The 26,273-nt window shown below is 46.5% G+C and carries 26 protein-coding genes; 24 read left to right on the top strand and 2 right to left on the bottom strand.

What is annotated here, in order from left to right; all coding sequences use genetic code 11:
• Window positions 1-7: 7 nt before the first annotated feature.
• Window positions 8-1,378, bottom strand: a complete 1,371-nt coding sequence (locus tag AC4CV5_RS01775; RefSeq protein WP_490921999.1) for an aldehyde dehydrogenase — start codon at window positions 1,376-1,378, stop codon at window positions 8-10.
• A gap of 167 nt (window positions 1,379-1,545) precedes the next feature.
• Here AC4CV5_RS01775 and AC4CV5_RS01780 point away from each other — a divergent pair, with 167 nt between their 5' ends.
• The 3 genes from AC4CV5_RS01780 to AC4CV5_RS01790 all read left to right on the top strand — a co-directional run bounded on the left by AC4CV5_RS01780 (window position 1,546) and on the right by AC4CV5_RS01790 (window position 3,634).
• On the top strand, window positions 1,546-1,860 hold the full coding sequence (locus AC4CV5_RS01780; protein WP_166846956.1) for a YwdI family protein: 315 nt from the start codon (window positions 1,546-1,548) through the stop codon (window positions 1,858-1,860).
• Between the two features lie 18 nt (window positions 1,861-1,878).
• Window positions 1,879-3,201 (top strand): purine/pyrimidine permease, encoded by a 1,323-nt coding sequence (locus tag AC4CV5_RS01785; RefSeq protein WP_222142252.1) that lies wholly within the window; start codon window positions 1,879-1,881, stop codon window positions 3,199-3,201.
• 61 nt (window positions 3,202-3,262) lie between these two features.
• Entirely contained in the window at window positions 3,263-3,634 is a 372-nt protein-coding gene (locus AC4CV5_RS01790) for a DUF423 domain-containing protein (RefSeq protein WP_166846962.1), read from the top strand.
• 43 nt (window positions 3,635-3,677) lie between these two features.
• Here AC4CV5_RS01790 and gerQ read toward each other — a convergent pair whose 3' ends face one another.
• Window positions 3,678-4,217: a spore coat protein GerQ gene (gene gerQ / locus AC4CV5_RS01795; protein ID WP_166846965.1), complete on the bottom strand. Its 540-nt coding sequence runs from the start codon at window positions 4,215-4,217 to the stop codon at window positions 3,678-3,680.
• 318 nt (window positions 4,218-4,535) lie between these two features.
• Between gerQ and spsA the strand changes: the two genes are divergently transcribed.
• The 21 genes from spsA to bacF all read left to right on the top strand — a co-directional run bounded on the left by spsA (window position 4,536) and on the right by bacF (window position 26,266).
• Entirely contained in the window at window positions 4,536-5,306 is a 771-nt protein-coding gene (gene spsA, locus AC4CV5_RS01800; protein WP_490922000.1) for a spore coat dTDP-glycosyltransferase SpsA, read from the top strand.
• A gap of 4 nt (window positions 5,307-5,310) precedes the next feature.
• The gene (locus AC4CV5_RS01805; RefSeq protein WP_166846971.1) at window positions 5,311-6,735 is read left to right on the top strand and encodes a CDP-glycerol glycerophosphotransferase family protein; all 1,425 of its coding nucleotides are present in this window, start codon (window positions 5,311-5,313) and stop codon (window positions 6,733-6,735) included.
• 20 nt (window positions 6,736-6,755) lie between these two features.
• Entirely contained in the window at window positions 6,756-7,925 is a 1,170-nt protein-coding gene (locus tag AC4CV5_RS01810; RefSeq protein WP_490922001.1) for a DegT/DnrJ/EryC1/StrS family aminotransferase, read from the top strand.
• Window positions 7,926-8,795 (top strand): GNAT family N-acetyltransferase, encoded by an 870-nt coding sequence (locus tag AC4CV5_RS01815; RefSeq protein ID WP_222142249.1) that lies wholly within the window; start codon window positions 7,926-7,928, stop codon window positions 8,793-8,795. It begins immediately after the preceding gene.
• Window positions 8,795-9,916, top strand: coding sequence for an N-acetylneuraminate synthase family protein (locus AC4CV5_RS01820; RefSeq protein ID WP_490922002.1), 1,122 nt, complete (start codon window positions 8,795-8,797; stop codon window positions 9,914-9,916). Before AC4CV5_RS01815 ends, AC4CV5_RS01820 begins: the two co-directional genes overlap by 1 nt.
• Entirely contained in the window at window positions 9,909-10,631 is a 723-nt protein-coding gene (locus AC4CV5_RS01825; RefSeq protein ID WP_166846983.1) for a glycosyltransferase family protein, read from the top strand. Before AC4CV5_RS01820 ends, AC4CV5_RS01825 begins: the two co-directional genes overlap by 8 nt.
• 2 nt (window positions 10,632-10,633) lie before the next feature.
• A complete protein-coding gene (locus AC4CV5_RS01830; RefSeq protein ID WP_222142246.1) occupies window positions 10,634-11,653 on the top strand; it encodes a PseG/SpsG family protein in 1,020 nt (339 codons plus the stop codon).
• Window positions 11,654-11,677: 24 nt separating this feature from the next.
• Window positions 11,678-12,418, top strand: coding sequence for a sugar phosphate nucleotidyltransferase (locus AC4CV5_RS01835; RefSeq protein WP_014115590.1), 741 nt, complete (start codon window positions 11,678-11,680; stop codon window positions 12,416-12,418).
• Window positions 12,418-13,365, top strand: a complete 948-nt coding sequence (gene rfbB / locus AC4CV5_RS01840) for a dTDP-glucose 4,6-dehydratase (protein ID WP_166846989.1) — start codon at window positions 12,418-12,420, stop codon at window positions 13,363-13,365. The genes AC4CV5_RS01835 and rfbB overlap by 1 nt, the downstream gene beginning before the upstream one ends.
• 13 nt (window positions 13,366-13,378) lie before the next feature.
• A complete protein-coding gene (rfbD, locus tag AC4CV5_RS01845) occupies window positions 13,379-14,230 on the top strand; it encodes a dTDP-4-dehydrorhamnose reductase (protein WP_326222471.1) in 852 nt (283 codons plus the stop codon).
• Entirely contained in the window at window positions 14,223-14,678 is a 456-nt protein-coding gene (locus AC4CV5_RS01850; RefSeq protein WP_490922198.1) for a dTDP-4-dehydrorhamnose 3,5-epimerase family protein, read from the top strand. Before rfbD ends, AC4CV5_RS01850 begins: the two co-directional genes overlap by 8 nt.
• A 323-nt stretch (window positions 14,679-15,001) precedes the next feature.
• The gene (gene bslB, locus AC4CV5_RS01855) at window positions 15,002-15,466 is read left to right on the top strand and encodes a biofilm surface layer hydrophobin BslB (RefSeq protein WP_148963421.1); all 465 of its coding nucleotides are present in this window, start codon (window positions 15,002-15,004) and stop codon (window positions 15,464-15,466) included.
• A 177-nt stretch (window positions 15,467-15,643) separates the two neighbouring features.
• On the top strand, window positions 15,644-16,918 hold the full coding sequence (gene rocG / locus AC4CV5_RS01860) for a Glu/Leu/Phe/Val family dehydrogenase (RefSeq protein ID WP_222142244.1): 1,275 nt from the start codon (window positions 15,644-15,646) through the stop codon (window positions 16,916-16,918).
• 235 nt (window positions 16,919-17,153) lie between these two features.
• Window positions 17,154-18,701, top strand: a complete 1,548-nt coding sequence (gene pruA, locus AC4CV5_RS01865) for an L-glutamate gamma-semialdehyde dehydrogenase (RefSeq protein ID WP_166847019.1) — start codon at window positions 17,154-17,156, stop codon at window positions 18,699-18,701.
• A 281-nt stretch (window positions 18,702-18,982) separates the two neighbouring features.
• Window positions 18,983-20,221 (top strand): MFS transporter, encoded by a 1,239-nt coding sequence (locus tag AC4CV5_RS01870; RefSeq protein ID WP_166847022.1) that lies wholly within the window; start codon window positions 18,983-18,985, stop codon window positions 20,219-20,221.
• A 151-nt stretch (window positions 20,222-20,372) separates the two neighbouring features.
• Window positions 20,373-20,987 (top strand): prephenate decarboxylase, encoded by a 615-nt coding sequence (bacA, locus tag AC4CV5_RS01875; protein WP_222142242.1) that lies wholly within the window; start codon window positions 20,373-20,375, stop codon window positions 20,985-20,987.
• Entirely contained in the window at window positions 20,977-21,684 is a 708-nt protein-coding gene (bacB, locus tag AC4CV5_RS01880) for a 3-((4R)-4-hydroxycyclohexa-1,5-dien-1-yl)-2-oxopropanoate isomerase (RefSeq protein ID WP_326222303.1), read from the top strand. Before bacA ends, bacB begins: the two co-directional genes overlap by 11 nt.
• Window positions 21,685-21,686: 2 nt before the next feature.
• Window positions 21,687-22,448 carry a dihydroanticapsin 7-dehydrogenase gene (gene bacC, locus AC4CV5_RS01885; protein WP_490922003.1) on the top strand — a complete coding sequence of 254 codons (762 nt, stop codon included), beginning with the start codon at window positions 21,687-21,689 and terminating at the stop codon, window positions 22,446-22,448.
• Between the two features lie 18 nt (window positions 22,449-22,466).
• Entirely contained in the window at window positions 22,467-23,885 is a 1,419-nt protein-coding gene (bacD, locus tag AC4CV5_RS01890; RefSeq protein WP_166847063.1) for an alanine--anticapsin ligase, read from the top strand.
• A complete protein-coding gene (gene bacE / locus AC4CV5_RS01895; RefSeq protein WP_166847066.1) occupies window positions 23,882-25,066 on the top strand; it encodes a bacilysin exporter BacE in 1,185 nt (394 codons plus the stop codon). The genes bacD and bacE overlap by 4 nt, the downstream gene beginning before the upstream one ends.
• Window positions 25,067-26,266 (top strand): transaminase BacF, encoded by a 1,200-nt coding sequence (bacF, locus tag AC4CV5_RS01900; protein WP_490922004.1) that lies wholly within the window; start codon window positions 25,067-25,069, stop codon window positions 26,264-26,266. It begins immediately after the preceding gene.
• The last annotated feature ends 7 nt before the right edge of the window (window positions 26,267-26,273 follow it).

The raw sequence follows: 26,273 nt of genomic DNA on the forward strand, positions 1-26,273 counted from the left end.
CGCTTTTTTATTTAAGTATTTTCCGAATCAGTCGCAGCCCGTTTTTGGAGGAAGGATAACGAAAAGCGAAGTCGAAGCGGTTCGTTTGTTTGACGACGCTTTTTTTGTGCGTAAATGTGTTAAAGCTGTCAAATCCGTGATAGCTGCCGATGCCGCTTTCTCCGACGCCGCCGAATGGCAAATACGGTGTCGCGACGTGCATTAACGTATCATTGACACAGCCTCCGCCAAACGACAGGTTCTCTAAAACAGCCCGCTCGATTTCTTTATTTGTAGTGAAAACATACAGAGCAAGTGGCTTTGGGCGCGATTGGACTTTCTCAATGACTTCATCGATATTACCGTACGTAAATAACGGAAGAATCGGCCCGAAAATCTCCTCCTGCATCACTGGAGAGTCTTCCTTCACTTGCTCAAGAATTGTCGGCGCTATTTTGTGGTGATCATGATCAAACTGTCCGCCTGTGAGGGGGACGCCACCGCTCAGAAAGCTGAGCAGCCGCTTGTAGTGGCGCTCACTGACGATTTTGCCGTACTGCGGATTACATTCGGGCTGAGAGCCGTAAAATTCACTAATCGCACGCTTCATTTCTTCTGTGAGCTTTGTTTTGATGTCTTCGTGGACTAATAAATAATCCGGTGCGATGCAGGTTTGTCCCGCATTCGTGAATTTACCGAAGATAATGCGTTTGGCGGCAAGCTGTATGTCAGCATCTTTATGGACAATGCAGGGGCTTTTGCCGCCGAGCTCCAAGGTGACGGGAATTAATTGTTTAGCGGCAGCCTCCATGACGATTTTTCCCACGGCAACGCTGCCGGTGAAGAAAATATAGTCAAAGGGCTGCTGTAATAATGCTGTGCTGACGTCGGGCCCGCCTTCCGCCATAGCGACATAATCACTCGGAAAAACATTGCTGATGAGTTTGGAAAGAACAGCGGAAACAGCCGGCGTATATTCTGATGGTTTGAGAACGACCGTGTTCCCGGCGGCAATGGCTCCAATCAAGGGAGAAAGCGCCAGCTGCAGGGGATAGTTCCATGGCGCAACCACCAAAACGGTTCCATACGGCTCAGGTATGATGATGCTTTTGGAGCCTAGATGGGTCAGCGGCGTTTTGACTCGTTTCGGCTTGGCCCATTTTCCCAGTCTTTTCATCACAAAGCTGATTTCCTCCAACACGATTCCGATTTCCGTTGTGTATGCTTCTTGTTCGGATTTGTGGAGATCTTGATAGAGAGCAGCTGTGAGATCGGCTTCATGTGTTTTGATGGCTTGTTTCAGCTTCTGCAACATGTCCAGTCTCGATTCTAGCGGTCTCGTATGCCCCGCCGCAAAATATGCTTTATGCTTGCTGACGATAGAGGGTATGCTGTTCATTCCATCGCTCCTTTTTCGTAAGGTATGGTGATTTATTATGTGAAAAATCTCTTCTGCTTGTCAAATGCGAAAGGTTTGTTAGAAAAAATAACAAACTCATATCTGCGTTTGCAGCAGGAATTTGATAAAATGCAGGAAGACGACATTTATTTTTTGGAGGGTTCTTGATGAACATTCATATATCTGCTTTGATTCAAAAGATGGAAGAGGAGCTGAAAAAAGCAAAGACAGCTGAACGGGATGAGGAGCTGAAGCGTTACGTAGCGGTTGTCCGTTCTTTGTGTGACGTCGTGCTGGATCAGCCAGAGACGAGCGCGCCCCGCATACAGCCGAGCAGCACGCCAAGTCCTGCCGCACCGCCATCGACAGACCAGCTGATGATGGAAAAAATGATGGGAAGCGCAGGATTAAACAAATATCGAAAACAAGAAAAAGAGAAGCAGGAAGAGGACGGAAACGGAGAGTCTTTATTTGATTTTTAATGAGAAAGGTTGAGCTACGTGAAATTGGTTCTTGGTGCGCTGCAATGGACAGCGTTTATCATTGCTGCGGCGATTGTTGTTCCGGTGGCGGTTGCCCAGTCGTTTCATCTGGATCACTCTGATTCTGCGAGATTGATCCAAAGCACTTTTTTTGTACTGGGAATTGCCGCCGTCATTCAGTGTTTGAAAGGCCACAGACTGCCGATCAATGAAAGCCCCGCGGGCTTGTGGTGGGGAGTGTATACGATCTACGCCGGGCTGACGGGAACTGTGTTTGCGACATATGGGGACACACTGCGCGGTTTGCAGGGAGCTCTTCTTGTAAGCGCTGTATGTTTCTTTTTGTTAAGTGTCTTCAAGGTCATTGACCGGCTTGCCGCCTTGTTTACCCCAGTTGTAACGGGCGTCTATTTATTGCTTCTAGTGATGCAGCTGAGTCAGCCCATTATAAAAGGAATTCTTGGAATCGGCTATCGTAAGGACAGTGTGGACGGTCTTGTATTTGGCTTGGCACTTGTTGTGATCGCTGCCGCCTTTATGATGACAAATTCGAACATCATGTTTTTCAAGCAATATTCGATTCTATTGGCCCTGTTTGGCGGGTGGGTGCTGTTTGCGGCTGCCGGGGCTGCAAAGCCGATTGAAATGCCGGATCGGCTGTTTCAGCTGCCTTCCCTGTTTCCTTTTGGCACCCCGTTATTTAACAGCGGCCTGATCATCACCTCAATTTTTATTACCATCTTGCTGATCGTGAATATGCTGGCAAGCATGAAGGTTGTGGACATCGCTGTGAAGAAATTCGGCAAACAGCCGGATGAACAGCATCACGAACGACATGCAGGTTTTGCCGCCTCATTCAGCCATCTGCTTAGCGGTTTGACGGGAGCCATTGCTCCGGTTCCGATTTCGGGAGCCGCAGGTTTTATTGAGACGACTAAAATGTCTTCTAAAAAACCGTTTATGATCGGCAGTGTTTTGGTTGTCTTGATCAGCGTGATCCCGTTTTTTATGAATGCGTTTGCGAGCCTGCCGTCACCCGTTGGATTCGCGGTAAATTTCGTTGTGTTCTCCGCAATGGGAGGTCTGGCATTTGCAGAGTTTGATTCATATGAGAAAGCAGAACTGAAAAGGGTGCGGTCTGTGATCGGCATCTCGCTGCTGACAGGGGTCGGCATCATGTTTGTTCCTGAAACTGCATTAAAGGGATTGCATCCGGTATTTATTTCTTTGTTAAGTAACGGGCTAGTATTAGGGACGCTTGCTGCAATAGCTGCAGACCAGTTTCAGCTTTGGCGCAGGAGAAAATCCGACAATCTCGTGTCATCGGAGAACAAACGTTGAATTTTGGTACAGGTGCGATAAGATAAATGATATGAGTTTAACGAAAAGGCGGGAGAGATAAATGAAAGTTTTTATCATATTAGGGGCTATTAACGCCTTGCTTGCCGTGGGGCTCGGGGCATTTGGCGCTCACGGATTAGAAGGGAAAATTCCTGATAAATATCTTCAGGTTTGGCACACAGGCGTGCAGTATCATATGTATCACGCTCTTGGGCTTTTCGTTGTCGCGTTTCTCGCCGATAAATTATCCGGCATCGGAAGTGTCACGACGGCCGGCTGGCTGATGTTCGCGGGAATCGTGCTGTTTTCCGGAAGCTTATATATTCTCAGTCTGACGCAAGTCTCCATTCTTGGGGCTATTACTCCGCTCGGCGGTGTGGCGTTTATTATTTCTTGGATTATGATCGTTGTCGCAGCCGTCAAATATCTATAAACAAAAAAGCCAATCCTCATCATATGAGTGATTGGCTTTTTCTTTATCTTGGCGAATAGGACGACATGGTATATGGATACGTATACGCAATTTCTTCATCAAATGTAATGTAATCGAGGTAGATTGTCAGGAGCAGGTAGCGTGTTCCTGATTTCGGGTCGCTGAGGATAATGTGATCCCGTCCCGCTGCCTCGATGACGCCGCGAAAGATCTTCGAGCCCCATTCCTTGCTGTTTTCAAATGTCATATAAATGGTGGCCGTTTTTCCCCGGTTCAGGCGCAAAATATTCTCAATGTAAGATTCCTCAACAGGCAGCATGCCGGGAACGCTTTGGCCCGGCGCTGACGGTGTCGGCCCTGATGGAATTTGAAACCCGCCGCCTTGCTGCTGGCCCGGGAATCCGAAGCCCTGCTGTCCTTGCTGCCCCTGCTGCATTGTTGGCATCATTGGCTGCATCCCCATCATCTGCATTTGTCCGCCTTGGCCTTGCTGCGGGTACGGATTGGCGCCGTACTGAGGCTGATACCCCTGCATATTATCAAATCCCTGCATTTGCTGATATTGATTTTTTTTCGGTTTCATATCGTTCCTCCTTTTTATGAAAACCAATCAAAACATGTTCCGGATGTATAGATGAACGCTCCGCGATGACTCACCTCCGATGGAAAACGATCTTAGTCGCTGGTGCGATTTTTATCTCTTTCACCTTATGAGGCTGATGCTTGGAATATGCGGAAAAGAACAGCAGACGGCACAGATTTCGTTCTGGGCAGTTGCTGTTTTTCATAGACATACACAAACTTTTCGCATATTGGTTTGTATCCCTAGCGCAACTTGCGCATAAGCAACATAAGATAACGTTAGTTTCAGGTGTGAAGTTTCAAGAAGGAGGTGTAGGATTTGCCGAAAGTATCAGTTATTATGACGAGCTATAACAAAAGCGATTATGTGGCAAAGTCCATTTCTAGCATACTCTCACAAACGTTTTCAGATTTTGAATTGTTTATTATGGATGATAACTCCAATGATGAGACGCTGAATGTAATCCGTCCTTTTTTGAATGATAACCGAGTGCGTTTTTATCAAAGTGATGTATCTGGAGTAAAGGAAAGAACGGAAAAAACGAGGTACGCGGCGCTGATCAATCAGGCGATTGAGATGGCGGAAGGTGAATATATCACATATGCAACGGATGACAACGTCTATATGCCGGAGCGGATCCTGAAAATGGTGCGGGAGCTCGATGCCCATCCTGAAAAGGCTGTGATTTACTCAGCCTCAAAAACCTATCATTTAAACGAAAATGGCGACATTGTAAAAGAAACTGCCAGGCCTGCCGCTCAAGTGACATGGAACGCGCCGTGCGCCATCGATCATTGCTCGGTGATGCACAGGTATTCTGTGCTTGAGAAGGTAAAGGAGAAGTTTGGCTCCTATTGGGATGAAAGCCCGGCGTTTTACCGGATTGGAGATGCCCGGTTCTTTTGGAGAGTCAACCATTTTTATCCGTTTTACCCGCTGGCTGAGGAGCTGGATCTGAACTATATTACCGACCAATCGATTCACTTTCAGCTGTTTGAATCAGAAAAAAATGAATTTGTCAGGAACCTTCCTACGCAGCGCAATTGCCGCGAGCTGCGTGAATCATTAAAAAAGCTTGGAATGGGGTGAGAGCTTGTCGGCCTATTTAAGCAATTATTGGGTGCTGTACCGGAAGTATGTGGAGCTTTTTGACAGACTTCGTTACAAGGGGATTCCGCTGGGACTTATCAGTAATTTTTATCAATACATCAGCCCTGAGCTGAGGGTGATGATGGAAGAAGAACCGGAGTTATTCGGATCGGTGGATCAGCATATCGATGAAGGGCAGATTCAGCCGTTTTTTGAAGAGAAAATACAAAATATAGTCAAAACAAACGACGGACCTGTTAAGGGGAAAGTCATTTTGCACTTTGATTACCTGCGTTTTTCAAACGAAAATTACTATCAATTTGATCCTGAAAAAACAGCTGTTTTGGCCAGATGGAGTTTGCCGCATTATTGTGATCTGCCTGTGATTAGCAAGCGTGAGATTGCGGAATCATGCCAAAAAGGCGATCCGAAGCCGTATCTCGAAACAGCCTGTTCGATTCTCGCCCCTTTTGATGACCACCCGGCATTCGGTGATCAAGCGTTTCGCGACCGGCTTTATAAAGATATTCCTTTATTTATGGAAGCCATTGATACGGTTGATACGCTGTTTAAGCAGGAGAAGATTTCTGCCGTTGTCGTCGGAACCGCAGAAGATATTTACAGCAGGGTGCTCGCTCTCATGTGTCAGAGGAGAGGGGCCGTCAGCATTTGTCTTCAGCATGGCGCATTGATGGGAGATGAAGCCTTCATTCCTGTTTTTACAACCTATCAAGCTGTTTTTGGTGCGTATGAAGCGGAATGGTTTATACGAAAAGGCTGTAAACCTGAGCAGATTCTCGTAACGGGGCACCCCCGCTTTGATCAAATCTTTAACAGAACCCCTATAGACATGTCCACATTCTATCGAAAACTTGCTTTTCATCCGTCTAAAAAAATCGTGCTCATTGCAACCCAGCCCTTTTCGGAAGACTTTTATTCCGGTGTGCTAGAAGGGCTTTCTGATCAGAAACAACTGCAAATTATCATTAAACCTCATCCTTGGGAAATCGGAAAAAACAAACTTGATCTGTATCACGCTGCGGCGAAAAAACATAATGCATGCAGAGTCATCAAAAAGGAGCTGGATCTGTATGATTTGCTGCCGTATGCTGACGCGGCAGTGACGCAAACCTCAACAGTAGGACTTGAAGCCATGTTGTTTCAAAAGCCTGCGCTGATCGGGAAATCATCCGGAAACCGCTCGTATCCGTATTATGAGTCTCTTGGCGATTTTATGTTTGATCAGCCGGATGAACTGGCGCGCACGCTTATTGAGGTTCTTCGAAGTCCCGCCGTGCATCAAAAAGCAGAAGAGGCGCGTCTGGCATTCACAGCAGCCAATTATCCGGTGGCAGAATCAACAAACGCTTTATTTGCGGTACTGAAGGCCAAAACAGGGGTTGATTACAGGCAGGATGATACTGAATAAAATGATAGGAGCGCAAAGAAATGGTGCAAAAGAGAAATCATTTTCTTCCTTACTCATTGCCATTAATCGGAAAGGAAGAAATTCAGGAGGTTACAGAAACGCTTGAATCGGGATGGCTCTCCAAAGGCCCGAAGGTTCAGCAGTTTGAGAAAGAATTTGCCGCGTTTGTCGGGGCGAAGCACGCCGTGGCGCTGAATTCATGTACCGCTGCTTTATTTTTGGCTTTGAAAGCAAAAGGGATCGGGCCGGGTGACGAGGTCATTACCTCTCCGCTTACGTTCAGCTCGACCGCCAATACGATTATTCATACAGGAGCGACGCCTGTGTTTGCGGACATTGACGAAAACACGCTTAATATTGACCCGGCAAAGCTTGAGGAGGCCATCACACCGCGTACGAAAGCAGTTGTACCCGTCCACTTCGGCGGGCAGTCCTGTGATATGGATGCGATATTGGCAATTGCCCAAAAGCATGGCTTATTCGTGCTGGAGGATGCGGCACATGCGGTGTATACGACTTATAAGCAAAGAATGATCGGTTCTATCGGAGACGCGACAGCATTCAGCTTTTATGCCACTAAAAACCTGGCGACAGGGGAAGGCGGCATGCTGACGACAGATGATGAGGAGCTTGCAGATAACATCCGGGTGCTGAGCCTTCACGGCATGAGCAAAGCCGCATGGAACCGTTATTCTTCAAATGGCAGCTGGTATTATGAAGTCGAATCGCCCGGCTATAAGATGAACATGTTTGATTTGCAGGCGGCTCTTGGTCTTCATCAGCTGAAACGGCTGGATGATATGCAGAAACGGAGAGAAGAGATTGCCGGCCGCTACCAAGCCGCTTTTCAGCAGATTCCGGGGCTGATCACGCCGTTTGTTCATGATGACGGCAGGCACGCCTGGCATTTATATGTTCTGCAAGTTGATGAACTACAGGCCGGTGTCACGAGGAGCGAAATGATTACGGCTTTAAAGGATGAGTACAATATCGGCACAAGCGTTCATTTTATTCCGGTACACATTCATCCGTACTATCAAAAGCAATTCGGGTTTAAGGAAGCGGACTTCCCGGTCGCGATAAATTACTATAAACGAACCCTGTCGCTCCCGCTCTATCCATCGATGTCTGACGAGGATGTAGATGATGTCATTGAAGCTGTGCGGGATATCGTAGAAGGGGCTGGTTAAGTGTATACGGTAAAAGAAGATGTCTCCAAAGAGGCGATTGAGGAATTTCTCCAAAGCAGGCAGCTTACACTGGACGTTCCGTATCAATTTTCTCTCGGCCTTTTTGAAAGCAGCAGGCTCCAAGGCGTCTTGCTTTTTGAAAATTCTCTGTGGGAAAGCCAGGTGCTTCAGAAGAAAGTCATGAACGTCAAGCTTCTGGCGGCAAACAGCACCGGGCAGCTGAAGAGGCTATTTCAAGCTTTTTATTCTGTACGCCAAATGGATGAAACGGATTTTATCTTTGTTCGTATTCCGGCTGAAGATATCGGAGCCGCGCATGTGATACAGCAGCAGCCATCCTCTTACTTTGTCGGCAGTTTGCTGAAGCTGGCGAAGCCCCCGTCTTTTTATGATAAAACACCGCCTTTTTTTGAACTGGGTCCGCCTGAGCCTGGAGACACAGAAGCAATATGTGAGCTGGCCCGAGACTCGTTTACAAAAAGCAGATATTTTCAAGATCCTCATCTCAGCCGCGAAGCAGCAAACAAAATTTTTCAGGAATGGACACGAAACAATCTGAATGGAAGGGCGGCTATAAACATTGCCGCTAAGCATAATGGCGAGGTCATCGGCTATCTTCAGGGCTTATCAAGAGACGATGAATGTATTCTCGATTTGATGGCTGTGAAGCCGGGGTTTGAAGGAAAACGTATCGCGTTTCATTTATTGGCGAATCTCCTAGAACAACCGGAGACCCAGAAGCATAAAACGGTAACAGCGGGGACGCAGCTTCACAATGTAAGGGCGATCCGTCTTTATGAAAGAATGGGCTTCACCGCTGAACAATCATATTATTATTATCATATTTGGCCGGGCAAGGAGGCGAAATAATGGCAGAGTTTCAGATCGCGAATAAAACTGTAGGCAAAGACGCGCCTGTATTTATTATCGCCGAGGCGGGAATTAATCATGACGGAAAGCTTGATCAGGCATTTGCGCTAATTGATGCAGCGGCGGAAGCTGGAGCGGATGCCGTGAAATTTCAAATGTTTCAGGCTGATAAGATGTATCAGAAAGATCCTGGTTTGTACAAAACAGCGGCGGGTAGGGACGTCTCTATTTTTTCTCTGATTCAATCTATGGAAATGCCAGCAGAGTGGATTTCTCCGCTATTGGATTACTGTCGAGAAAAGCAGGTGATCTTTTTAAGCACAGTATGTGACGAAGGGTCAGCCGACCTGCTTCAGTCCACCTCGCCGAGTGCTTTTAAAATTGCATCCTATGAAATTAACCATCTTCCGCTGCTCAAATATGTCGCCCGTATGAACAGGCCGATGATATTCTCGACAGCCGGAGCGGAAATTTCTGATGTTCACGAAGCTTGGAGCACTATCAGAGCAGAGGGCAACGATCAAGTTGCCATTATGCATTGTGTGGCGAAATATCCTGCGCCGCCGGAGTACAGCAACCTCAGCGTCATTCCGATGCTTGCCGCCGCTTTTCCTGATGCGGTAATCGGCTTCTCCGATCATAGCGAGCATCCGACAGAAGCACCGTGTGCCGCGGTTAGGCTCGGAGCAAGACTGATAGAAAAGCATTTTACAATCGATAAAAACCTGCCGGGCGCCGACCACTCGTTTGCGTTAAATCCGGACGAATTGAAAGAAATGGTCGAAGGCATCAGGGAAACCGAAGCCGAGCTGAAACAAGGGATCAGGAAGCCGGTCTCTGAAAAACTTCTTGGCAGTTCATACAAAACAACGACCGCCATCGAAGGAGAAATCCGAAATTTTGCATACAGAGGGATCTTTACAACAGCTCCGATTCAAAAAGGTGAAGCCTTTAGTGAAGACAATATCGCAGTGCTTCGCCCCGGACAAAAGCCGCAGGGGCTGCACCCGAGATTTTTTGAGCTTCTAACCGGCGGCATTCGGGCTGTGAGAGACATTCCGGCTGACACAGGCATTGTCTGGGATGACATTTTAATGAAGGACAGCCCGTTTCGTGAATGACATTCTCTTTATCATTCAAGCCAGAATGGGCTCAACACGGCTTCCTGGAAAAGTGCTGCGTCCGCTCGGGTCGAATCGTTTACTTGATGTTCTCGTCCACCGCGTCCGGCAAAGCGCGTTTTATCAAAAGGATCAGGATAATCTTGTCATTGCCACGTCTGACAGAGAAACTGACGACATATTAGAGGCGCACTGTATCAAACATGGCTTTCGCGTTTTCCGCGGCAGCGAGGAACGTGTTCTCGACAGGTTTGTAGAGCTCATTGAGGCTGTCAAACCAACAGTTGTTATCCGGTTAACGGGTGATAATCCGTTTGTCGATCCGGAGTTGCTCGATTTGATGATTAAGGCGCATCTTGATCAAGGAGCAGATTATACGTATATCCTGAATACCCCGTTAGGGATTTGCGGTGAAGCGGTCAACGCGAAGCTGTTAATAGACATCAGCCGTATTCAAGCATTGGAGGATCTATACCAGGAGCATGTCACGTTATATGTAAGGGATCATCCCGCTCTTTATCGCGTTCAGTTTTTAGAGGCGCCGGAACGATATCGCGCCCCTCAATATCGGCTGACCATTGACACAAAGGAAGACTATGAATCGATAAAGGCCCTTTATCAAAAAGCAGGCGAGCGCCCCGATGTATCCGCCTCAGAGCTCATCAGCCTGATGAACCGTAACCCTGATGCGGCGATCGAACGAGAGGCTGAATAGCCATGCATATTGGGATCGTTGCAGACGGCGGTTTTGAAAAAGGAATGGGGCATGTTGTCCGGATGAAGAGACTTGCGGAAGAACTCAAACAGCGCTGCTTGATTACGTTTTACACGAATCAGGAGTCTGAACCATTTCTTCATGAAGAGCATTGGCATGTCATCGTAATGCCGGAGCTGCAGCAACACGAATTTATTCTCCGGGAAATAAAAAACAAGAAACTTGATCTGCTTTTGTTTGATATTCTGGGTGCGCCTGCTGAGCTATTAAGAAAAATAAAGGCGGAAACATATGCAAAAATCGTACTCTTTGAAGAGAAAAATGAAAAAGCGATTCAGCTAAGCGACGCAGTCATCAACGGAATTTACGGCGATATCAGAAGCAGGGTGTATGATCAGGGAAACACCCGAATCTATGAAGGGCCGGATTATCTTATTCTTCACCCCGGCTTCCTGGCCGCAAGAAATGATTACACACTTAAGAAAAAATGCTGCAATATTGTTGTTGCATTAGGAGGAAGTGATCCGAAGCGGCTTATTTTTAAAGTGTTGGCTGCTGCCGATCAAGTCCCCGCCATGAATGACAAAAACATGATGTTTGTGATGGGGAGCGCTTCACCGCATCAAGAGGCGGTCCGGAGGCATATTCAAAAGAAGCCGCAGTACACGGTGATCGGGCAGACAAATGATATGGCGGGTATGATGAAACAAGCGGACGCCGCCATTGTCGCCGGCGGCATCTCTTTGTATGAAGCCATTTGCATCGGTGTGCCGTGCCTTGTTCTTTCTCAGGTGGAGCATCAAACGGCAACAGCCAAAACATTCGCTGAACAAGGGGCCGCTCTTGATCTCGGCTTGGGAGAGCTTGTATCAGATGAAACGCTTATCTATCAGATGTCACGAATCATCAGCAGCTATCCTCTTCGCCTTTCATTGCACAAGGGAGGAAGGCCGCTCGTGGATGGCAAAGGCATCAAACGGGTATCAGCTATTCTTCAAGATTTATATGATCAAAAGGTATAAAAATGCATGTAAGGAAGTGTTAATGTGAAAGGTGTTATTTTAGCCGGAGGAAACGGCTCACGCCTTATGCCCTTAACGAAAGCCGTCAACAAGCATTTGCTTCCTGTAGGCCCGTATCCGATGATTTACTGGTCGATTATGAAGCTGGAGGAAGCTGGAATAAAAGACATTTTACTCATCAGCCAAAAAGAGCATATGCCGCAATTTTTCAAACTGCTTGGGAACGGAGAAGAGCTTGGCGTCACAATCACTTATCAGGTCCAGCCAGCCGCATCGGGCATTTCGGATGGGCTGTCTTATGCAAAACGCTTTACGAAAAAAGAGCCTTTCATTTTATTATTAGGTGATAATATATTCGAAGATTCATTAAAGCCTTTTACGGAGCGTTTTGAACAGCAGGGAAAAGGAGCAAAGGTGCTGCTGAAAGAAGTTGATGATCCGGAACGCTTCGGAATTGCTGAGATTGATGAGAAAAACAAGCGGATTCGTTCCATTATCGAGAAGCCTGCACATCCGCCGACCAACCTTTGTGTAACCGGCATTTATATGTATGATGCGGAGGTATTTTCGTATATTGAACAAATATCACCGTCGAAACGCGGCGAGCTGGAAATCACCGATGTGAATAATCTATACATCGAAAACAGCCAGCTTACGTATGATGTGTTATCAGGCTGGTGGGTCGATGCCGGAACTCACGAATCGCTTCATCTCGCCTCCCAGCTTGTACACCAGGCTTTACAGAAAGGACAGGACGAAAAGTGATGGCAAAATCATATTTAATTACGGGCGGGGCCGGCTTCATCGGGCTCACGTTTACAAAGCTCATGCTGAAGGAAACGGATGCGCGCATTACCGTTTTAGATAAACTGACGTATGCCAGCCACCCGGAGGAAATGGAAAAACTAAAGGGAAACAGCCGATTTCGCTTTGTAAAAGGGGATATCAGCGTTCAGGAGGATATCGACCAGGCGTTTGATGAGACCTATGACGGCGTGATTCACTTCGCTGCGGAATCGCATGTGGACAGAAGCATTTCCCAAGCGGAGCCGTTTATCACCACGAATGTCATGGGGACATACCGTTTGGCAGAAGCGGTCTTGCAGGGAAAAGCCAAAAAGCTGATTCATATCTCAACAGATGAGGTGTATGGGGATTTAGAAGCGGATGATCCCGCGTTTACTGAAACGACACCGCTTTCCCCTAATAACCCATACTCAGCCAGCAAAGCGAGCTCTGATTTGCTCGTGTTATCGTATGTGAAAACCCACAAGCTTCCGGCCATTATTACAAGATGCAGCAACAATTACGGCCCCTACCAGCACAGCGAAAAAATGATTCCGACGATTATCCGCCATGCGAAGCAAGGTCTGCCGGTTCCGCTGTACGGCGATGGGCTCCAGATCCGAGATTGGCTGTTTGCGGAGGATCATTGCCGCGCCATCAAGCTGATTTTAGAAAAAGGAACCGACGGCGAGGTGTATAACATCGGAGGCGGAAATGAACGCACGAATAAGGAGCTGGCGAGCATTATCATGAAGTATCTGGGCTGTGAGGAATTGTTCGCCCACGTAGAAGATCGAAAAGGGCATGACCGGCGCTATGCGATCAATGCATCGAAGCTGAAAAACGAACTGGGCTGGCGGCAGGAAGTGCCATTTGAAGAAGGCATTGCGCGTACGATTCGCTGGTATACAGACAATGACCGATGAGAAGGTGATCCGATTGACAAAGGTATTGGTGACTGGTGCGGGAGGACAGCTTGGCCTGGAACTGTGCCGCCAGCTGAAGCAAGCCGGATATGAGGTCATTGCGTTAACAAAGAAGATGATGAACATTGCTGACCAGCGCTCAGTACAGCATTCGTTTGGACATTATCAGCCGGATATCGTGGTCAATACGGCAGCGTTTACGTCGGTTGATAAATGCGAAACAGAACTTGATAAAGCGTACTCGATTAACGGAATCGGCGCTTATTATACAGCGCTGGAGGCTACCCGCATCGGCGCTCAATATGTTCATATCAGCACGGACTATGTATTCGACGGGAAAGGAACCCAGCCATACAGGGAAGATGATCCCCTTGATCCGAACACCATCTACGGCAAAAGCAAAAAGCTCGGAGAAGAACTGATTCGATTAGCAACAAAAGACAGCACGATTATTAGAACGTCGTGGGTGTACGGACATGGAGGCAGCAATTTCGTTCATACCATGCTGAAGCTTGCTGAAACGAAACAAGAGCTGCGGGTTGTAAGCGATCAAATTGGTTCGCCGACCTATACGAAGGATTTGGCAGAAGCGGTCATCAAGCTGTTCAGCCATCCGCCGGGCATCTATCATGTCAGCAATTCAGGCATATGCAGCTGGTATGAATTCGCGAAGGCCATTATGGAAGAAAGCGGACTGGCCACAGTTATTTTGCCTGTCACGACAGAAGAATACGGGAACAAAACGCCCCGTCCGGCTTACTCTGTGCTGAGCCATCAGGCCATTGAAGAAGCCGGCATTCGCCCTCGCCATTGGCGCGAAGCGTTACGGGAGTATTTGCAGGAGAGGAGCAGTGCGCGTGATTGATGGAGTCAAGGTGAAAAAATTGACGAAGCATAGTGACGACAGAGGTTTTTTTGCTGAGCTGGTTCGGGATGATGAGAACCTTCTTGAGCATTTCGGGCAGGCCTCTTGGTCGAAAAGCTATCCGGGTGTGATTAAAGCATTTCATTATCATGTGAAGCAGGACGATCTCTGGTTCTTCCCAACCGGCCACGCTCAGGTTGTCCTTTACGATTTGCGCGAGGACTCGAAGACTAAAGGAGAAACTGACGTCTATTATATGGGCGAAGACAACCCGATGCTATTATTGATCCCAAAAGGGGTCGCCCACGGATACAGAGTGCTGGGAGAAACACCGCTGACGATTATCTACTTCACCACCCTGTCGTATAACCCGGATCAGCCTGATGAAAAAAGAATTCCGTGGAATGATGAGACAATCGGTTTTAACTGGAATACTGAATTTAGATAAAGATAGGAACGTGATCAATTGAAGAGCGGAGGCATCTTCGCCTTTTTTTTGTCCTTTTTTCGAAATAGGATAAAAGGTAGAAATCAACAGGTGGATGTGACTAGAAAAAAAGAGAAAATCGTCCATTAGAACCTTGTATAAACAGGATGAAATTCTCAAAGTATCCCAAGTTTTAATATTCCTAAAAAAGCATTTACTTCCATGGAAAATGATGATAGATTAACTTTTAAGAAAAAGTAAGATAATTCGCGAATTACGGCAAAACACTTTTTCTGCAGAGGACGCTCTGGCCAATTCCGACAACTAATTGAGGGGGAAATGTCATGTTAAAAAGAACTTCATTCGTATCTTCATTATTCATCAGTTCAGCTGTTTTACTATCAATCTTGCTTCCTTCAGGCCAAGCTCATGCGCAGTCTGCATCAATTGAGGCTAAAACGATCAACAGCACAAAAGAGTGGACCACTTCTGATATTGAAGTAACATATAAGCCAAATGCTGTGCTTTCTCTCGGAGCGGTAGAATTTCGTTTTCCTGACGGGTTTCATGCTACGACAAGAGATTCGGTGAATGGAAGAACGCTGAAAGAGACACAGATTTTAAATGATGGAAAAACAGTCAGACTCCCGCTTACGCTTGATTTGTTAGGCGCATCCGAATTTGACCTCGTCATGGTGCGTAAAACCCTTCCGCGCGCAGGCACTTATACAATTAAAGGCGACGTTGTAAACGGTTTGGGAATCGGCAGTTTTTATGCTGAAACGCAGCTGGTGATTGACCCTCGTTAATAAATAGATTTGATCAGAGACTGAGTTATTCTCAGTCTCTTTTTTTTGTTGATTAAAAAATTGGTACGGATCTTGCATAATGATAAGGGTGAATCCAATGCAGAAGGAATTGACCGGCAGAAATTTTTAAAGCGCTTACAATTTTAGCTGGTCAAAAAAACAATGAGGTGAAAAAAAATGTCAGCAAAGCAAGTCAAGAAAGATGAGGAAAAAGAGGCTCTTAACTTATTTCTGTCTACCCAAACGATCATTAAGGAAGCCCTTCGGAAGCTGGGCTATCCGGGCGATATGTATGAACTCATGAAGGAGCCGCAAAGAATGCTCACCGTCCGCATCCCGGTAAAAATGGATAACGGCAGCGTCAAAGTATTCACAGGCTACCGGTCGCAGCACAATGATGCGGTCGGTCCGACAAAGGGAGGCGTTCGCTTCCATCCTGAAGTCAATGAAGAGGAGGTCAAGGCATTATCGATTTGGATGACGCTCAAATGCGGGATTGCCAATCTTCCTTACGGCGGCGGAAAGGGCGGTATTATTTGCGATCCGCGCACAATGTCATTTGGAGAACTGGAAAGGCTGAGTAGGGGATATGTCCGTGCCATCAGCCAGATCGTCGGTCCGACAAAGGATATTCCGGCTCCCGATGTGTACACCAACTCGCAAATTATGGCGTGGATGATGGATGAGTACAGCCGGCTGCGGGAATTCGATTCTCCGGGCTTTATCACAGGAAAACCGCTCGTATTAGGCGGATCGCAAGGCCGGGAAACAGCAACGGCACAGGGCGTCACGATTTGTATTGAAGAGGCTGTTAAGAAAAAAGGGATCAAGCTGCAAGACGCGCGGATTATCATACAGGGCTTTGGAAACGCCGGAAGCTTTCTGGCCAAATTCATGCATGATGCAGGTGCGAAGGTGATCGGGATCTCGGATGCCCATGGCGGTCTCTACAACCCGGACGGACTTGATATCCCTTATTTGCTCGATAAGCGGGACAGCTTTGGCATGGTCACCAACTTATTTACAGACGTCATCACAAATGAGGAGCTGCTTGAAAAGGATTGCGATATTTTAGTGCCTGCGGCAATCGCCAATCAAATCACAGCCAAAAATGCACATAACATTCAGGCGTCAATCGTCGTCGAAGCGGCGAATGGACCGACAACCATTGATGCCACAAAGATCCTCAATGAAAGAGGCGTGCTCCTCGTGCCTGATATTCTAGCGAGTGCCGGCGGCGTCACGGTTTCTTATTTTGAATGGGTGCAAAACAACCAAGGATATTATTGGCCAGAAGAAGAGGTCGCAGAAAAACTGAGAAATGTCATGGTCAATTCGTTTGAAACAATTTATCAGATCGCTGCAACACATAAAGTCGATATGCGCTTGGCGGCTTACATGACGGGTATCAGAAAATCAGCAGAAGCCTCAAGATTCCGCGGGTGGGTTTAAATTCGGAAGGGGAGATATCCCCTCCTGGCGCAAAAAAATTTTGCATATATCCTTTGCGGGGAGAGTGGAACCTGCAAATAAAATTTGCATTTCATGGGCGGAGAAAGAGAATTTTGTCGGCTATTAGACAAATTTCCGTTAAATTCAACAAGTTTTTTCAGCAAAAGACAAAAAATGGCATGGTTCTTGCATTTTTATTCATGCGAAAACATTCATGACATGAGGGGGACTACATATGACAGTTTCATACGCGCACGAACCATTTACTGATTTTACGGAAGCAAAGAATAAAACAGCATTTCAAGAGTCATTGGCATTTGTAAACACTCAGCTTGGCAAGCATTATCCGCTTGTCATAAATGGAGAAAAAATCGAAACGGACCGTAAAATCGTATCCATTAACCCGGCAAATAAAGAAGAGATCATTGGGTACGCGTCCACAGCGGATCAAGAGCTTGCTGAAAAAGCGATGCAAGCCGCATTGCAGGCATTTGAATCTTGGAAAAAACATAGACCGGAGCACCGCGCGAATATTCTCTTTAAAGCAGCAGCAATTTTGCGCAGAAGAAAGCATGAATTTTCAAGCTATCTTGTAAAGGAAGCGGGAAAACCGTGGAAGGAAGCAGATGCGGACACGGCTGAAGCGATAGACTTTTTGGAGTTCTACGCGCGCCAAATGTTAAATCTTAAGGAAGGGGCTCCGGTGAAGAGCCGTGCTGGCGAGTTCAATCAATACCATTACGAAGCGCTAGGCGTTGGCATCGTCATTTCTCCATTTAATTTCCCGCTTGCGATTATGGCAGGAACAGCGGCGGCTGCAATTGTGACAGGCAATACGATTCTCTTAAAACCGGCTGACGCGGCCCCGGTAGTAGCAGCAAAATTTGTCGAGGTTATGGAGGAAGCGGGCTTGCCAAACGGCGTTCTGAATTACATCCCGGGAGACGGAGCAGAAATCGGTGATTTCTTAGTAGAGCATCCGAAAACGCGGTTTGTCTCATTTACAGGTTCCCGTGCAGTCGGCTGCCGGATTTATGAGCGTGCTGCCAAAGTGCAGCCGGGCCAAAAATGGCTGAAACGGGTAATTGCAGAGATGGGCGGAAAAGACACGGTGCTTGTCGACAAGGACGCTGATCTTGACCTAGCTGCATCTTCTATTGTGTATTCAGCGTTTGGATATTCAGGACAGAAGTGTTCAGCAGGCTCCCGCGCTGTCATCCACCAGGATGTTTATGATGAAGTGGTGGAAAAAGCAGTGGCGCTGACGAAAACACTGGCTGTCGGCAATCCGGAAGATCCAGATACGTATATGGGTCCCGTGATCCATGAAGCGTCCTACAATAAAGTCATGTCATATATTGAAATCGGCAAATCTGAAGGCAAGCTGTTGGCCGGGGGCGAAGGCAATGATTCAAAAGGCTACTTTATTCAGCCGACGATCTTTGCAGATGTTGATGAAAATGCGCGCCTGATGCAGGAAGAAATTTTCGGCCCGGTTGTTGCGATCTGCAAAGCGCGTGATTTCGATCATATGCTGGAGATTGCAAATAACACGGAATACGGCTTAACAGGCGCTCTGCTGACGAAAAACCGTGCGCACATTGAACGGGCGCGCGAGGATTTCCATGTCGGAAACCTATACTTCAACAGAGGCTGTACCGGAGCGATTGTGGGCTATCAGCCGTTCGGCGGTTTTAATATGTCCGGAACAGACTCAAAAGCAGGCGGCCCGGATTATTTAATTCTTCATATGCAAGCCAAAACAACGTCCGAAACTTTTTGATTTGAGAGAAATAAAATCGTGCGATTCTTGAGCGGATCGCACGATTTCAACGAGCAGAGGCGCAATAGAAAAAGCTCTCCGGAAAACCGGAGAGCTTTTTACGTATTGTGCCTGATAAGAAATAGGTTTTTAAATTGAAATATAGAAACCTATATTGATATTTAAATGAAAATAATAAAAATAATAAAGGTTTCGTTCGTATTGTGAATTGTGAAAAAACAATGCTAAACTATAATTCAACTTTACAATAAGAAGATTATGGAAGAGGTGTTTGAGGGAGAATGAACAGCAAACAAAACAATGACATCAAAACAAAACATCATTTTCCGCTATTGTTAGCACTGGCTCTAACGATGGGGGTATTTGCGGCCGGATCTGAAGAACTTGTGATCTCACCGCTGCTGCCGGATTTAGCAAAAGCCTTCAACTCAGATGTCAGTATCCTTGCGTTATCTATCAGTATTTACGGCGTTATGATTTTTATCGGTGCGCCGCTACTGGTTCCTTTAGGTGATAAATACTCCAGAGAACTAAGTTTAATGGCGGGACTTATGATCTTTATCATAGGCACAGTGATATGCGCTTTGGCTCAAAATATCTTTTTCTTCTTTTTAGGCCGTGCGCTGTCGGGTTTGGCTGCGGGAGCGTTTGTACCGACCGCTTACGCAGTTGTCGGGGATCGTGTTCCTTATACATACAGGGGCAAGGTGATGGGACTGATCGTTTCAAGCTGGTCGCTGGCACTGATCTTCGGTGTGCCGCTCGGATCATTTATCGGCGGCGTCCTGCATTGGAGATGGACATTTTGGATTTTTGCCTTGATGGGTGTTCTGGTTGTTCTGCTGATCCTGCTTGAAATGCGCCGTCATGCTGAACATAAAAACAGTGCCAAGGAAGAACAAGAAGAGCCGGCTGGGACATTCAGGGATGCGCTGAAAGTCCCGCGCGTACCCGTTTATATCACGATAACCTTTTGTAATATGATTGGTTTTTACGGTATGTATTCATTTTTAGGCTCCTATCTTCAGGACGTTTTTACCGGAGGAAATACCGCTGCGGGCTTATTTATCATGATTTACGGCATCGGGTTTTCAATGAGTGTCATTACAGGCAAGATTGCCGACCGCATCGGAAAAATGCGCTCTCTGTTTATTGCACTGGGGGTCATCAGCGTGCTGCTGGCATGTTTAGCATATGCGCCGGCTTCAATGATTCTGTTAATTGTAAGCCTGTTTATTTGGGGATTAATGCAAAGCTTGACGGTGACGCTGCTCAGCACCATTTTGAGTGACTGTTCAGAGCGTCATCGCGGGAAAATCATGGTGTTTTACAGCCTCGCCTCGAATTTGGCTGTGACCCTAGGATCTGCTTTGATGGGACCTGTATATGTGGGGTACGGTTACGCAGCCGTTGGGTTGATATGTGCTGCTATCACAGTGTTCGGATTTGTGCTCAGTGTATTCGCATATAAAAAGTACGGCAAGCACGAGCAGAAAGCCGATCATTCCTTATTCCAATAAACAAAGTTTCTAAATTCCTATAATAAAAAGCCCTTTCTTAAGGGTTTTTTTGTTTGTATGGGAATAATTATCAATATTTTCAAAAAATGTTGACAGTTCAATCGTCGCTGGATAAAATTTACTTAAAATTTTAAAAGATTGGTTGGTGCTCATGATTATATTGGATAATAGCATTCAGACAAAAAAAAGAACTGATTCAATATCCAAACTCATTACAGTCAACACGCTCGGCCCTGAGGGGACAAGCAGTGAGTACGCAGCAAAACACTTCATCTCCAATTTTACTCTTCAACAAGGGCTGAACAGTAAATTGTCCTTGCATGATACGTTTGAATCATGCATCGAAAGGACGCTTCAAAGCCCGCTGGAATATACCATCGTCCCACACGCTTACGATGGCATTAAGCATTTCTACATGAGGCCGGATTTACAGCTATTGCAGATCTTCAGGTGCGATACACCGATGTACGGCCTGGCTGTTCGTCCTGACTTTGAATTCAGAGACGATATGCTTGATTCATCTGTTATCGTTTCACATCCTTCACCCATTAATTTAATCAAATATTTTATCCGCAAAGATGTACGTTTCAAACTGGTCAATTCGACTAGCCAAGCTGCAAGAAAAGTAAAAGAAGGCTTATATGACATTGCCTTAACCAATGAGCTTGCACGGCAAAAGTACGGGCTTACATTTGTAAAAACATTTAAAAGCATTCCTATGAGCTGGTCATTATTCGGAAAAGGAGACGTTGATTATGAAAACTAAAGAAGATATGCAGGAGCTTTATTTCCCGACACCGAAATTAATAGAATGGGAAAACGGAGTGAGGCAGTATTCAACCGTGCGCGGTGATACTGAGGTATTAATGTCTTACGTCCCGCCGCATACCAATGTTGAACCCCATCAGCATAAGGAAGTCCAAATCGGCATGGTCATTTCTGGCGAGCTGATGATGACTGTCGGAGATGTGACGAGAAAAATGACGGCCTTGGAGTCTGCCTATATTGCGCCGCCACATGTGCCTCATGGGGCAAGAAACGATACAGACCAAGAAGTCATTGCGATTGATATCAAGCGGCTGAAAGCTGATGAAACATATACAAGTCCTGAGGATTATTTTTTGAATATTTTCAAAACAAGAGACCTATTGCCTGGCATGGAAGTCACGTTCTTTGTTGAGGACTGGGTGGAAATCATGCTGGCCAAAATTCCTGGAAACGGCGGAGAAATGCCTTTCCATAAACACCGGAATGAACAAATCGGCATCTGCATCGGCGGCGGTTACGACATGACGGTCGAAGGCTGCACGGTGGAAATGAAATTCGGCACAGCCTATTTCTGCGACCCTCGGGAGGATCACGGCGCCATCAACCGTTCCGAAAAAGAATCAAAATCAATTAACATTTTCTTCCCGCCGCGCTACAACAGAGCAAAAGCAAAAAAAATAAAGGCGGATGAGTGATCATGAACCTTACCGATAAAACCGTCCTCATAACAGGAGGCGCATCAGGAATTGGTTATGCGGCGGTTCAGGCTTTTTTGAACCAGCAGGCCAATGTGGTTGTGGCGGATATTGACGAGGCGCACGGAGAAGCAATAGTCCGGAAAGAAAATAATGACAGGCTGCACTTTGTGCAAACGGATATTACAGACGAAGATGCCTGTCAGCACGCTGTTCAATCAGCGGCCGATACATTTGGAAGGCTGGATGTATTGATTAATAATGCGGGCATCGAAATCGTGGCTCCCATTCACGAGATGGAGCTCAGCGATTGGAACAAGGTGCTGCAAGTCAATTTGACCGGCATGTTTTTAATGAGCAAGCACGCACTCAAGCATATGCTGGCTGCCGGCAAAGGCAACATCATTAATACGTGCTCAGTCGGCGGACTCGTGGCATGGCCTGATATCCCTGCTTATAACGCCAGCAAAGGAGGCGTTTTGCAGCTGACGCGGTCAATGGCCGTTGATTATGCGAAACATCAAATACGCGTCAACTGCGTATGCCCGGGAATTATCGACACACCGCTAAATGAAAAATCATTCCTTGAAAATAATGAAGGCACACTTGAAGAGATCAAAAAGGAAAAGGCAAAGGTAAATCCGCTGCTAAGGCTCGGGAAACCCGAAGAAATTGCAAACGTGATGCTGTTTTTAGCCTCAGATTTATCAAGCTATATGACCGGAAGCGCCATCACCGCAGATGGAGGATACACCGCACAATAGAGAAGGAGTGTTTTACATATGGAGAGAAAAACAGTATTGGTCATCGCTGATCTTGGAGGCTGCCCGCCGCACATGTTTTATAAAAGCGCTGCTGAAAAATATAACCTGGTTAGCTTTATTCCAAGACCTTTTGCAATTACAGCCTCTCATGCAGCACTGATTGAAAAATACTCGGTCGCGGTCATAAAAGATAAAGACTATTTTCAGAGCTTAGCTGATTTTGAGCATCCAGATTCAATTTATTGGGCGCATGAGGATCATGACAAGCCTGAAGAAGAGGTCGTCGAGCAAATCGTCAAGGTTGCCGAAATGTTTGAGGCGGACGCCATCACAACAAACAATGAGTTATTCATTGCCCCGATGGCAAAAGCCTGCGAACGCCTTGGCCTGAGGGGCGCCGGAGTGCAGGCAGCCGAAAATGCCAGAGATAAAAATAAAATGAGAGACGCTTTTAATAGAGCGGGAGTTAAATCGATCAAAAACAAACGAGTCACAACCCTTGAGGATTTTCGTGCCGCACTAGAAGAGATCGGCACACCTCTTATCTTAAAGCCTACATACTTAGCGAGTTCAATCGGCGTAACGCTGATTACCGACACTGAGACGGCAGAAGATGAATTTAACAGAGTTAATGACTACCTGAAATCGATTAACGTGCCGAAAGCTGTCACGTTTGAAGCTCCGTTTATTGCTGAAGAATTTTTACAGGGTGAGTACGGAGACTGGTATCAAACAGAAGGCTACTCCGACTATATCAGCATAGAAGGCATTATGGCTGATGGTGAGTATTTCCCGGTCGCCATTCATGACAAAACGACGCAAATCGGATTTACAGAAACATCACATATTACACCGTCCATTCTGGATGAAGAGGCGAAAAAGAAAATTGTCGAAGCCGCCAAAAAGGCAAATGAGGGGCTTGGACTGCAAAATTGCGCAACACATACAGAGATCAAGCTAATGAAAAACAGAGAACCGGGTTTAATAGAATCCGCAGCGAGATTCGCCGGCTGGAATATGATTCCTAATATTAAAAAGGTTTTCGGCCTTGATATGGCGCAATTATTATTAGATGTTCTCTGTTTCGGAAAAGACGCCGATCTGCCGGACGGATTATTAGATCAAGAGCCTTACTACGTCGCTGACTGCCATCTGTACCCTCAGCATTTCAAACAAAATGGCCAGATTCCTGAAACTGCAGAGGATTTGGTGATCGAAGCGATCGATCTGCCGGACGGGCTATTGAAGGGAGATACAGAAATTGTTTCTTTTTCGGCTGCGGCACCAGGGACGTCAGTTGATTTGACACTGTTTGAAGCCTTTAACTCCATTGCTGCATTTGAACTGAAAGGCAGCAATTCAAAGGATGTGGCTGACTCAATCAGACAAATTCAGCAGCATGCGAAGCTGACGGCAAAGTATGTGCTGCCAGTATGAAACAGTTAAAACCCAACTCTAAATACTTGCTTTATGGGCAGGCGCTATCGTTTATGGGAGACTATTGTGTTCTCCCTGCCCTGCTCATTTTGTCTACATATTATCACGATTATTGGGTGACGTCGGGGGTCATCGTGGTCAGAAGCATTCCGATGGTGTTCCAGCCGTTTTTGGGGGTTCTAGTCGACCGGTTAGACAGAATTAAGATCATGCTGTGGACGGATATTATCAGGGGCATCATCTTTTTGGGGCTCACATTTCTTCCAAAAGGCGAGTACCCGCTGATTTTTCTGGCCTTGCTGTTTATTTCTTATGGAAGCGGCGTGTTTTTTAATCCAGCCCGTCTCGCTGTCATGTCATCATTGGAATCAGATATTAAAAGCATCAATACGTTATTCGCAAAAGCGACGACCATCTCGATCATCGTCGGGGCGGCTGCCGGAGGGCTTTTTCTGTTAGGAGGGTCTGTAGAGCTGGCTGTTGCCTTTAACGGTGTGACATACCTGATTTCGGCATTATTTATCAGCCGCATCAAGCTCCAATTCGTGCCGATTCAATCTGAAAACATAAAAGAGGCCTTTCAGTCTTTTAAAGAAGGGCTCAAGGAAATCAAAACAAATTCTTTCGTATTAAACGCCATGTTTACGATGATTACGATGGCTATGCTGTGGGGAATTGTGTACAGCTATTTTCCGATTGTCAGCCGGTTTTTGGGTGACGGGGAAATCGGCAACTTTATTCTCACATTCTGCATCGGCTTCGGCGGGTTCATCGGAGCGGCGCTTGTCAGCAAATGGGGCTTTAACAACAATAGAGGACTGACGTACTTTACCGTTTTATCCATTGTCTCGCTGGCGCTGTTTTTATTCACGCCGATTTTCGCTGTCTCTGTCATCGCCGCAATCCTCTTTTTCATCGCGATGGAATACGGGGAAGTGCTTGCAAAGGTGAAGGTTCAGGAAAATGCGGCGAACCAGATTCAAGGGCGCATTTTTTCGGTGGCGGAAGCGTCTATCGGATTATGCATTTCTGTTGGTTCGATGTTAATCAACGTCTTAAATGCCCCGGTCATTATGGGGCTGATTGTTGTGATCATAAGCGGATTGTTTCTGCATACGAAGCTCGTCAACAAATCGTTTTTGGAACGGGATAACAAAACGGAGCAAAAAGGAGTCTTTTAGATGGAAATAACACCGTCAGACGTCATCAAGACACTTCCAAGGCAAGAGTTTTCTCTCGTTTTTCAAAAGGTGAAGGAATTGGAAAAAACGGGAGCCCATATCATTAATCTCGGACAGGGAAACCCTGATCTACCGACTCCGCCGCATATTGTGGAGGCTTTACGGGAGGCGTCTCTGAATCCTTCGTTTCACGGATACGGCCCATTCAGAGGCTATCCTTTTTTGAAGGAAGCGATCGCTGCTTTCTATAAAAGAGAATATGGGGTGTCAGTCAATCCTGAAACGGAAGTTGCGCTCTTCGGCGGGGGGAAAGCCGGCTTGTATGTGCTGACGCAATGCCTGCTCAATCCGGGAGACATCGCTCTCGTCCCGAATCCAGGCTACCCTGAATACTTGTCAGGAATTACGATGGCGCGAGCTGAGCTGCACGAAATGCCGCTGTATGAAGAAAATGGCTATCTGCCGGATTTTGAACAGATTGATCCCGCCGTGCTGGAAAAAGCAAAGCTCATGTTTTTGAACTATCCGAATAACCCGACAGGAGCTGTGGCCGATGCGGCTTTTTATGCAAAAGCGGCTGCTTTTGCGAAAGAGCACAACATCCATTTGATTCATGATTTTGCGTACGGCGCGTTTGAATTTGATAAAAAGCCGGCCAGCTTTCTTGAGGCAGAGGATGCCAAAGCTGTCGGAGCAGAGCTTTATTCATTTTCAAAAACATTTAACATGGCCGGCTGGAGAATGGCGTTTGCCGTAGGGAATGAAAAGATCATTCAGGCCGTCAATGAATTTCAGGATCATGTATTTGTCGGCATGTTCGGCGGATTGCAGCAGGCGGCGAGTGCCGCGCTTTCAGGAGATCCGGAGCAAACAGAATCCTTGAAACGAATCTACGAGGAACGAATCGACTTTTTTACGGAGTTGTGTGAAAAGGAACTGGGCTGGAAGATGGAAAAGCCAAAAGGAACGTTTTACGTATGGGCTGAAATTCCGAAAGCCTTTGAGACATCTCACCAATTCTCCGATTACTTGCTGGAGCATGCCCATGTCGTTGTCACACCGGGCGAAATATTTGGAAGCAACGGAAAAAGGCATGTCAGAATATCGATGGTGTCGAAGCAGGAGGATCTGCGGGAATTTGTCATGCGGATTCAAAAGCTGAACCTGCCGTTTGCATCATTACAAGAAGTATCCCGCTAAAAAGCGG

This window comes from Bacillus sp. NS1, assembly GCF_058248265.1.

Coding starts and splice junctions, on each gene's coding strand:
- AC4CV5_RS01775 (WP_490921999.1), bottom strand. CDS start 1,378: ATGAACAGCATACCCTCTATCGTCAGCAAGCATAAAGCATATTTTGCG.
- AC4CV5_RS01780 (WP_166846956.1), top strand. CDS start 1,546: ATGAACATTCATATATCTGCTTTGATTCAAAAGATGGAAGAGGAGCTG.
- AC4CV5_RS01790 (WP_166846962.1), top strand. CDS start 3,263: ATGAAAGTTTTTATCATATTAGGGGCTATTAACGCCTTGCTTGCCGTG.
- gerQ (WP_166846965.1), bottom strand. CDS start 4,217: ATGAAACCGAAAAAAAATCAATATCAGCAAATGCAGGGATTTGATAAT.
- AC4CV5_RS01810 (WP_490922001.1), top strand. CDS start 6,756: ATGGTGCAAAAGAGAAATCATTTTCTTCCTTACTCATTGCCATTAATC.
- AC4CV5_RS01820 (WP_490922002.1), top strand. CDS start 8,795: ATGGCAGAGTTTCAGATCGCGAATAAAACTGTAGGCAAAGACGCGCCT.
- AC4CV5_RS01830 (WP_222142246.1), top strand. CDS start 10,634: ATGCATATTGGGATCGTTGCAGACGGCGGTTTTGAAAAAGGAATGGGG.
- rfbB (WP_166846989.1), top strand. CDS start 12,418: ATGGCAAAATCATATTTAATTACGGGCGGGGCCGGCTTCATCGGGCTC.
- bslB (WP_148963421.1), top strand. CDS start 15,002: ATGTTAAAAAGAACTTCATTCGTATCTTCATTATTCATCAGTTCAGCT.
- rocG (WP_222142244.1), top strand. CDS start 15,644: ATGTCAGCAAAGCAAGTCAAGAAAGATGAGGAAAAAGAGGCTCTTAAC.
- pruA (WP_166847019.1), top strand. CDS start 17,154: ATGACAGTTTCATACGCGCACGAACCATTTACTGATTTTACGGAAGCA.
- AC4CV5_RS01870 (WP_166847022.1), top strand. CDS start 18,983: ATGAACAGCAAACAAAACAATGACATCAAAACAAAACATCATTTTCCG.
- bacA (WP_222142242.1), top strand. CDS start 20,373: ATGATTATATTGGATAATAGCATTCAGACAAAAAAAAGAACTGATTCA.
- bacB (WP_326222303.1), top strand. CDS start 20,977: ATGAAAACTAAAGAAGATATGCAGGAGCTTTATTTCCCGACACCGAAA.
- bacC (WP_490922003.1), top strand. CDS start 21,687: ATGAACCTTACCGATAAAACCGTCCTCATAACAGGAGGCGCATCAGGA.
- bacD (WP_166847063.1), top strand. CDS start 22,467: ATGGAGAGAAAAACAGTATTGGTCATCGCTGATCTTGGAGGCTGCCCG.
- bacE (WP_166847066.1), top strand. CDS start 23,882: ATGAAACAGTTAAAACCCAACTCTAAATACTTGCTTTATGGGCAGGCG.
- bacF (WP_490922004.1), top strand. CDS start 25,067: ATGGAAATAACACCGTCAGACGTCATCAAGACACTTCCAAGGCAAGAG.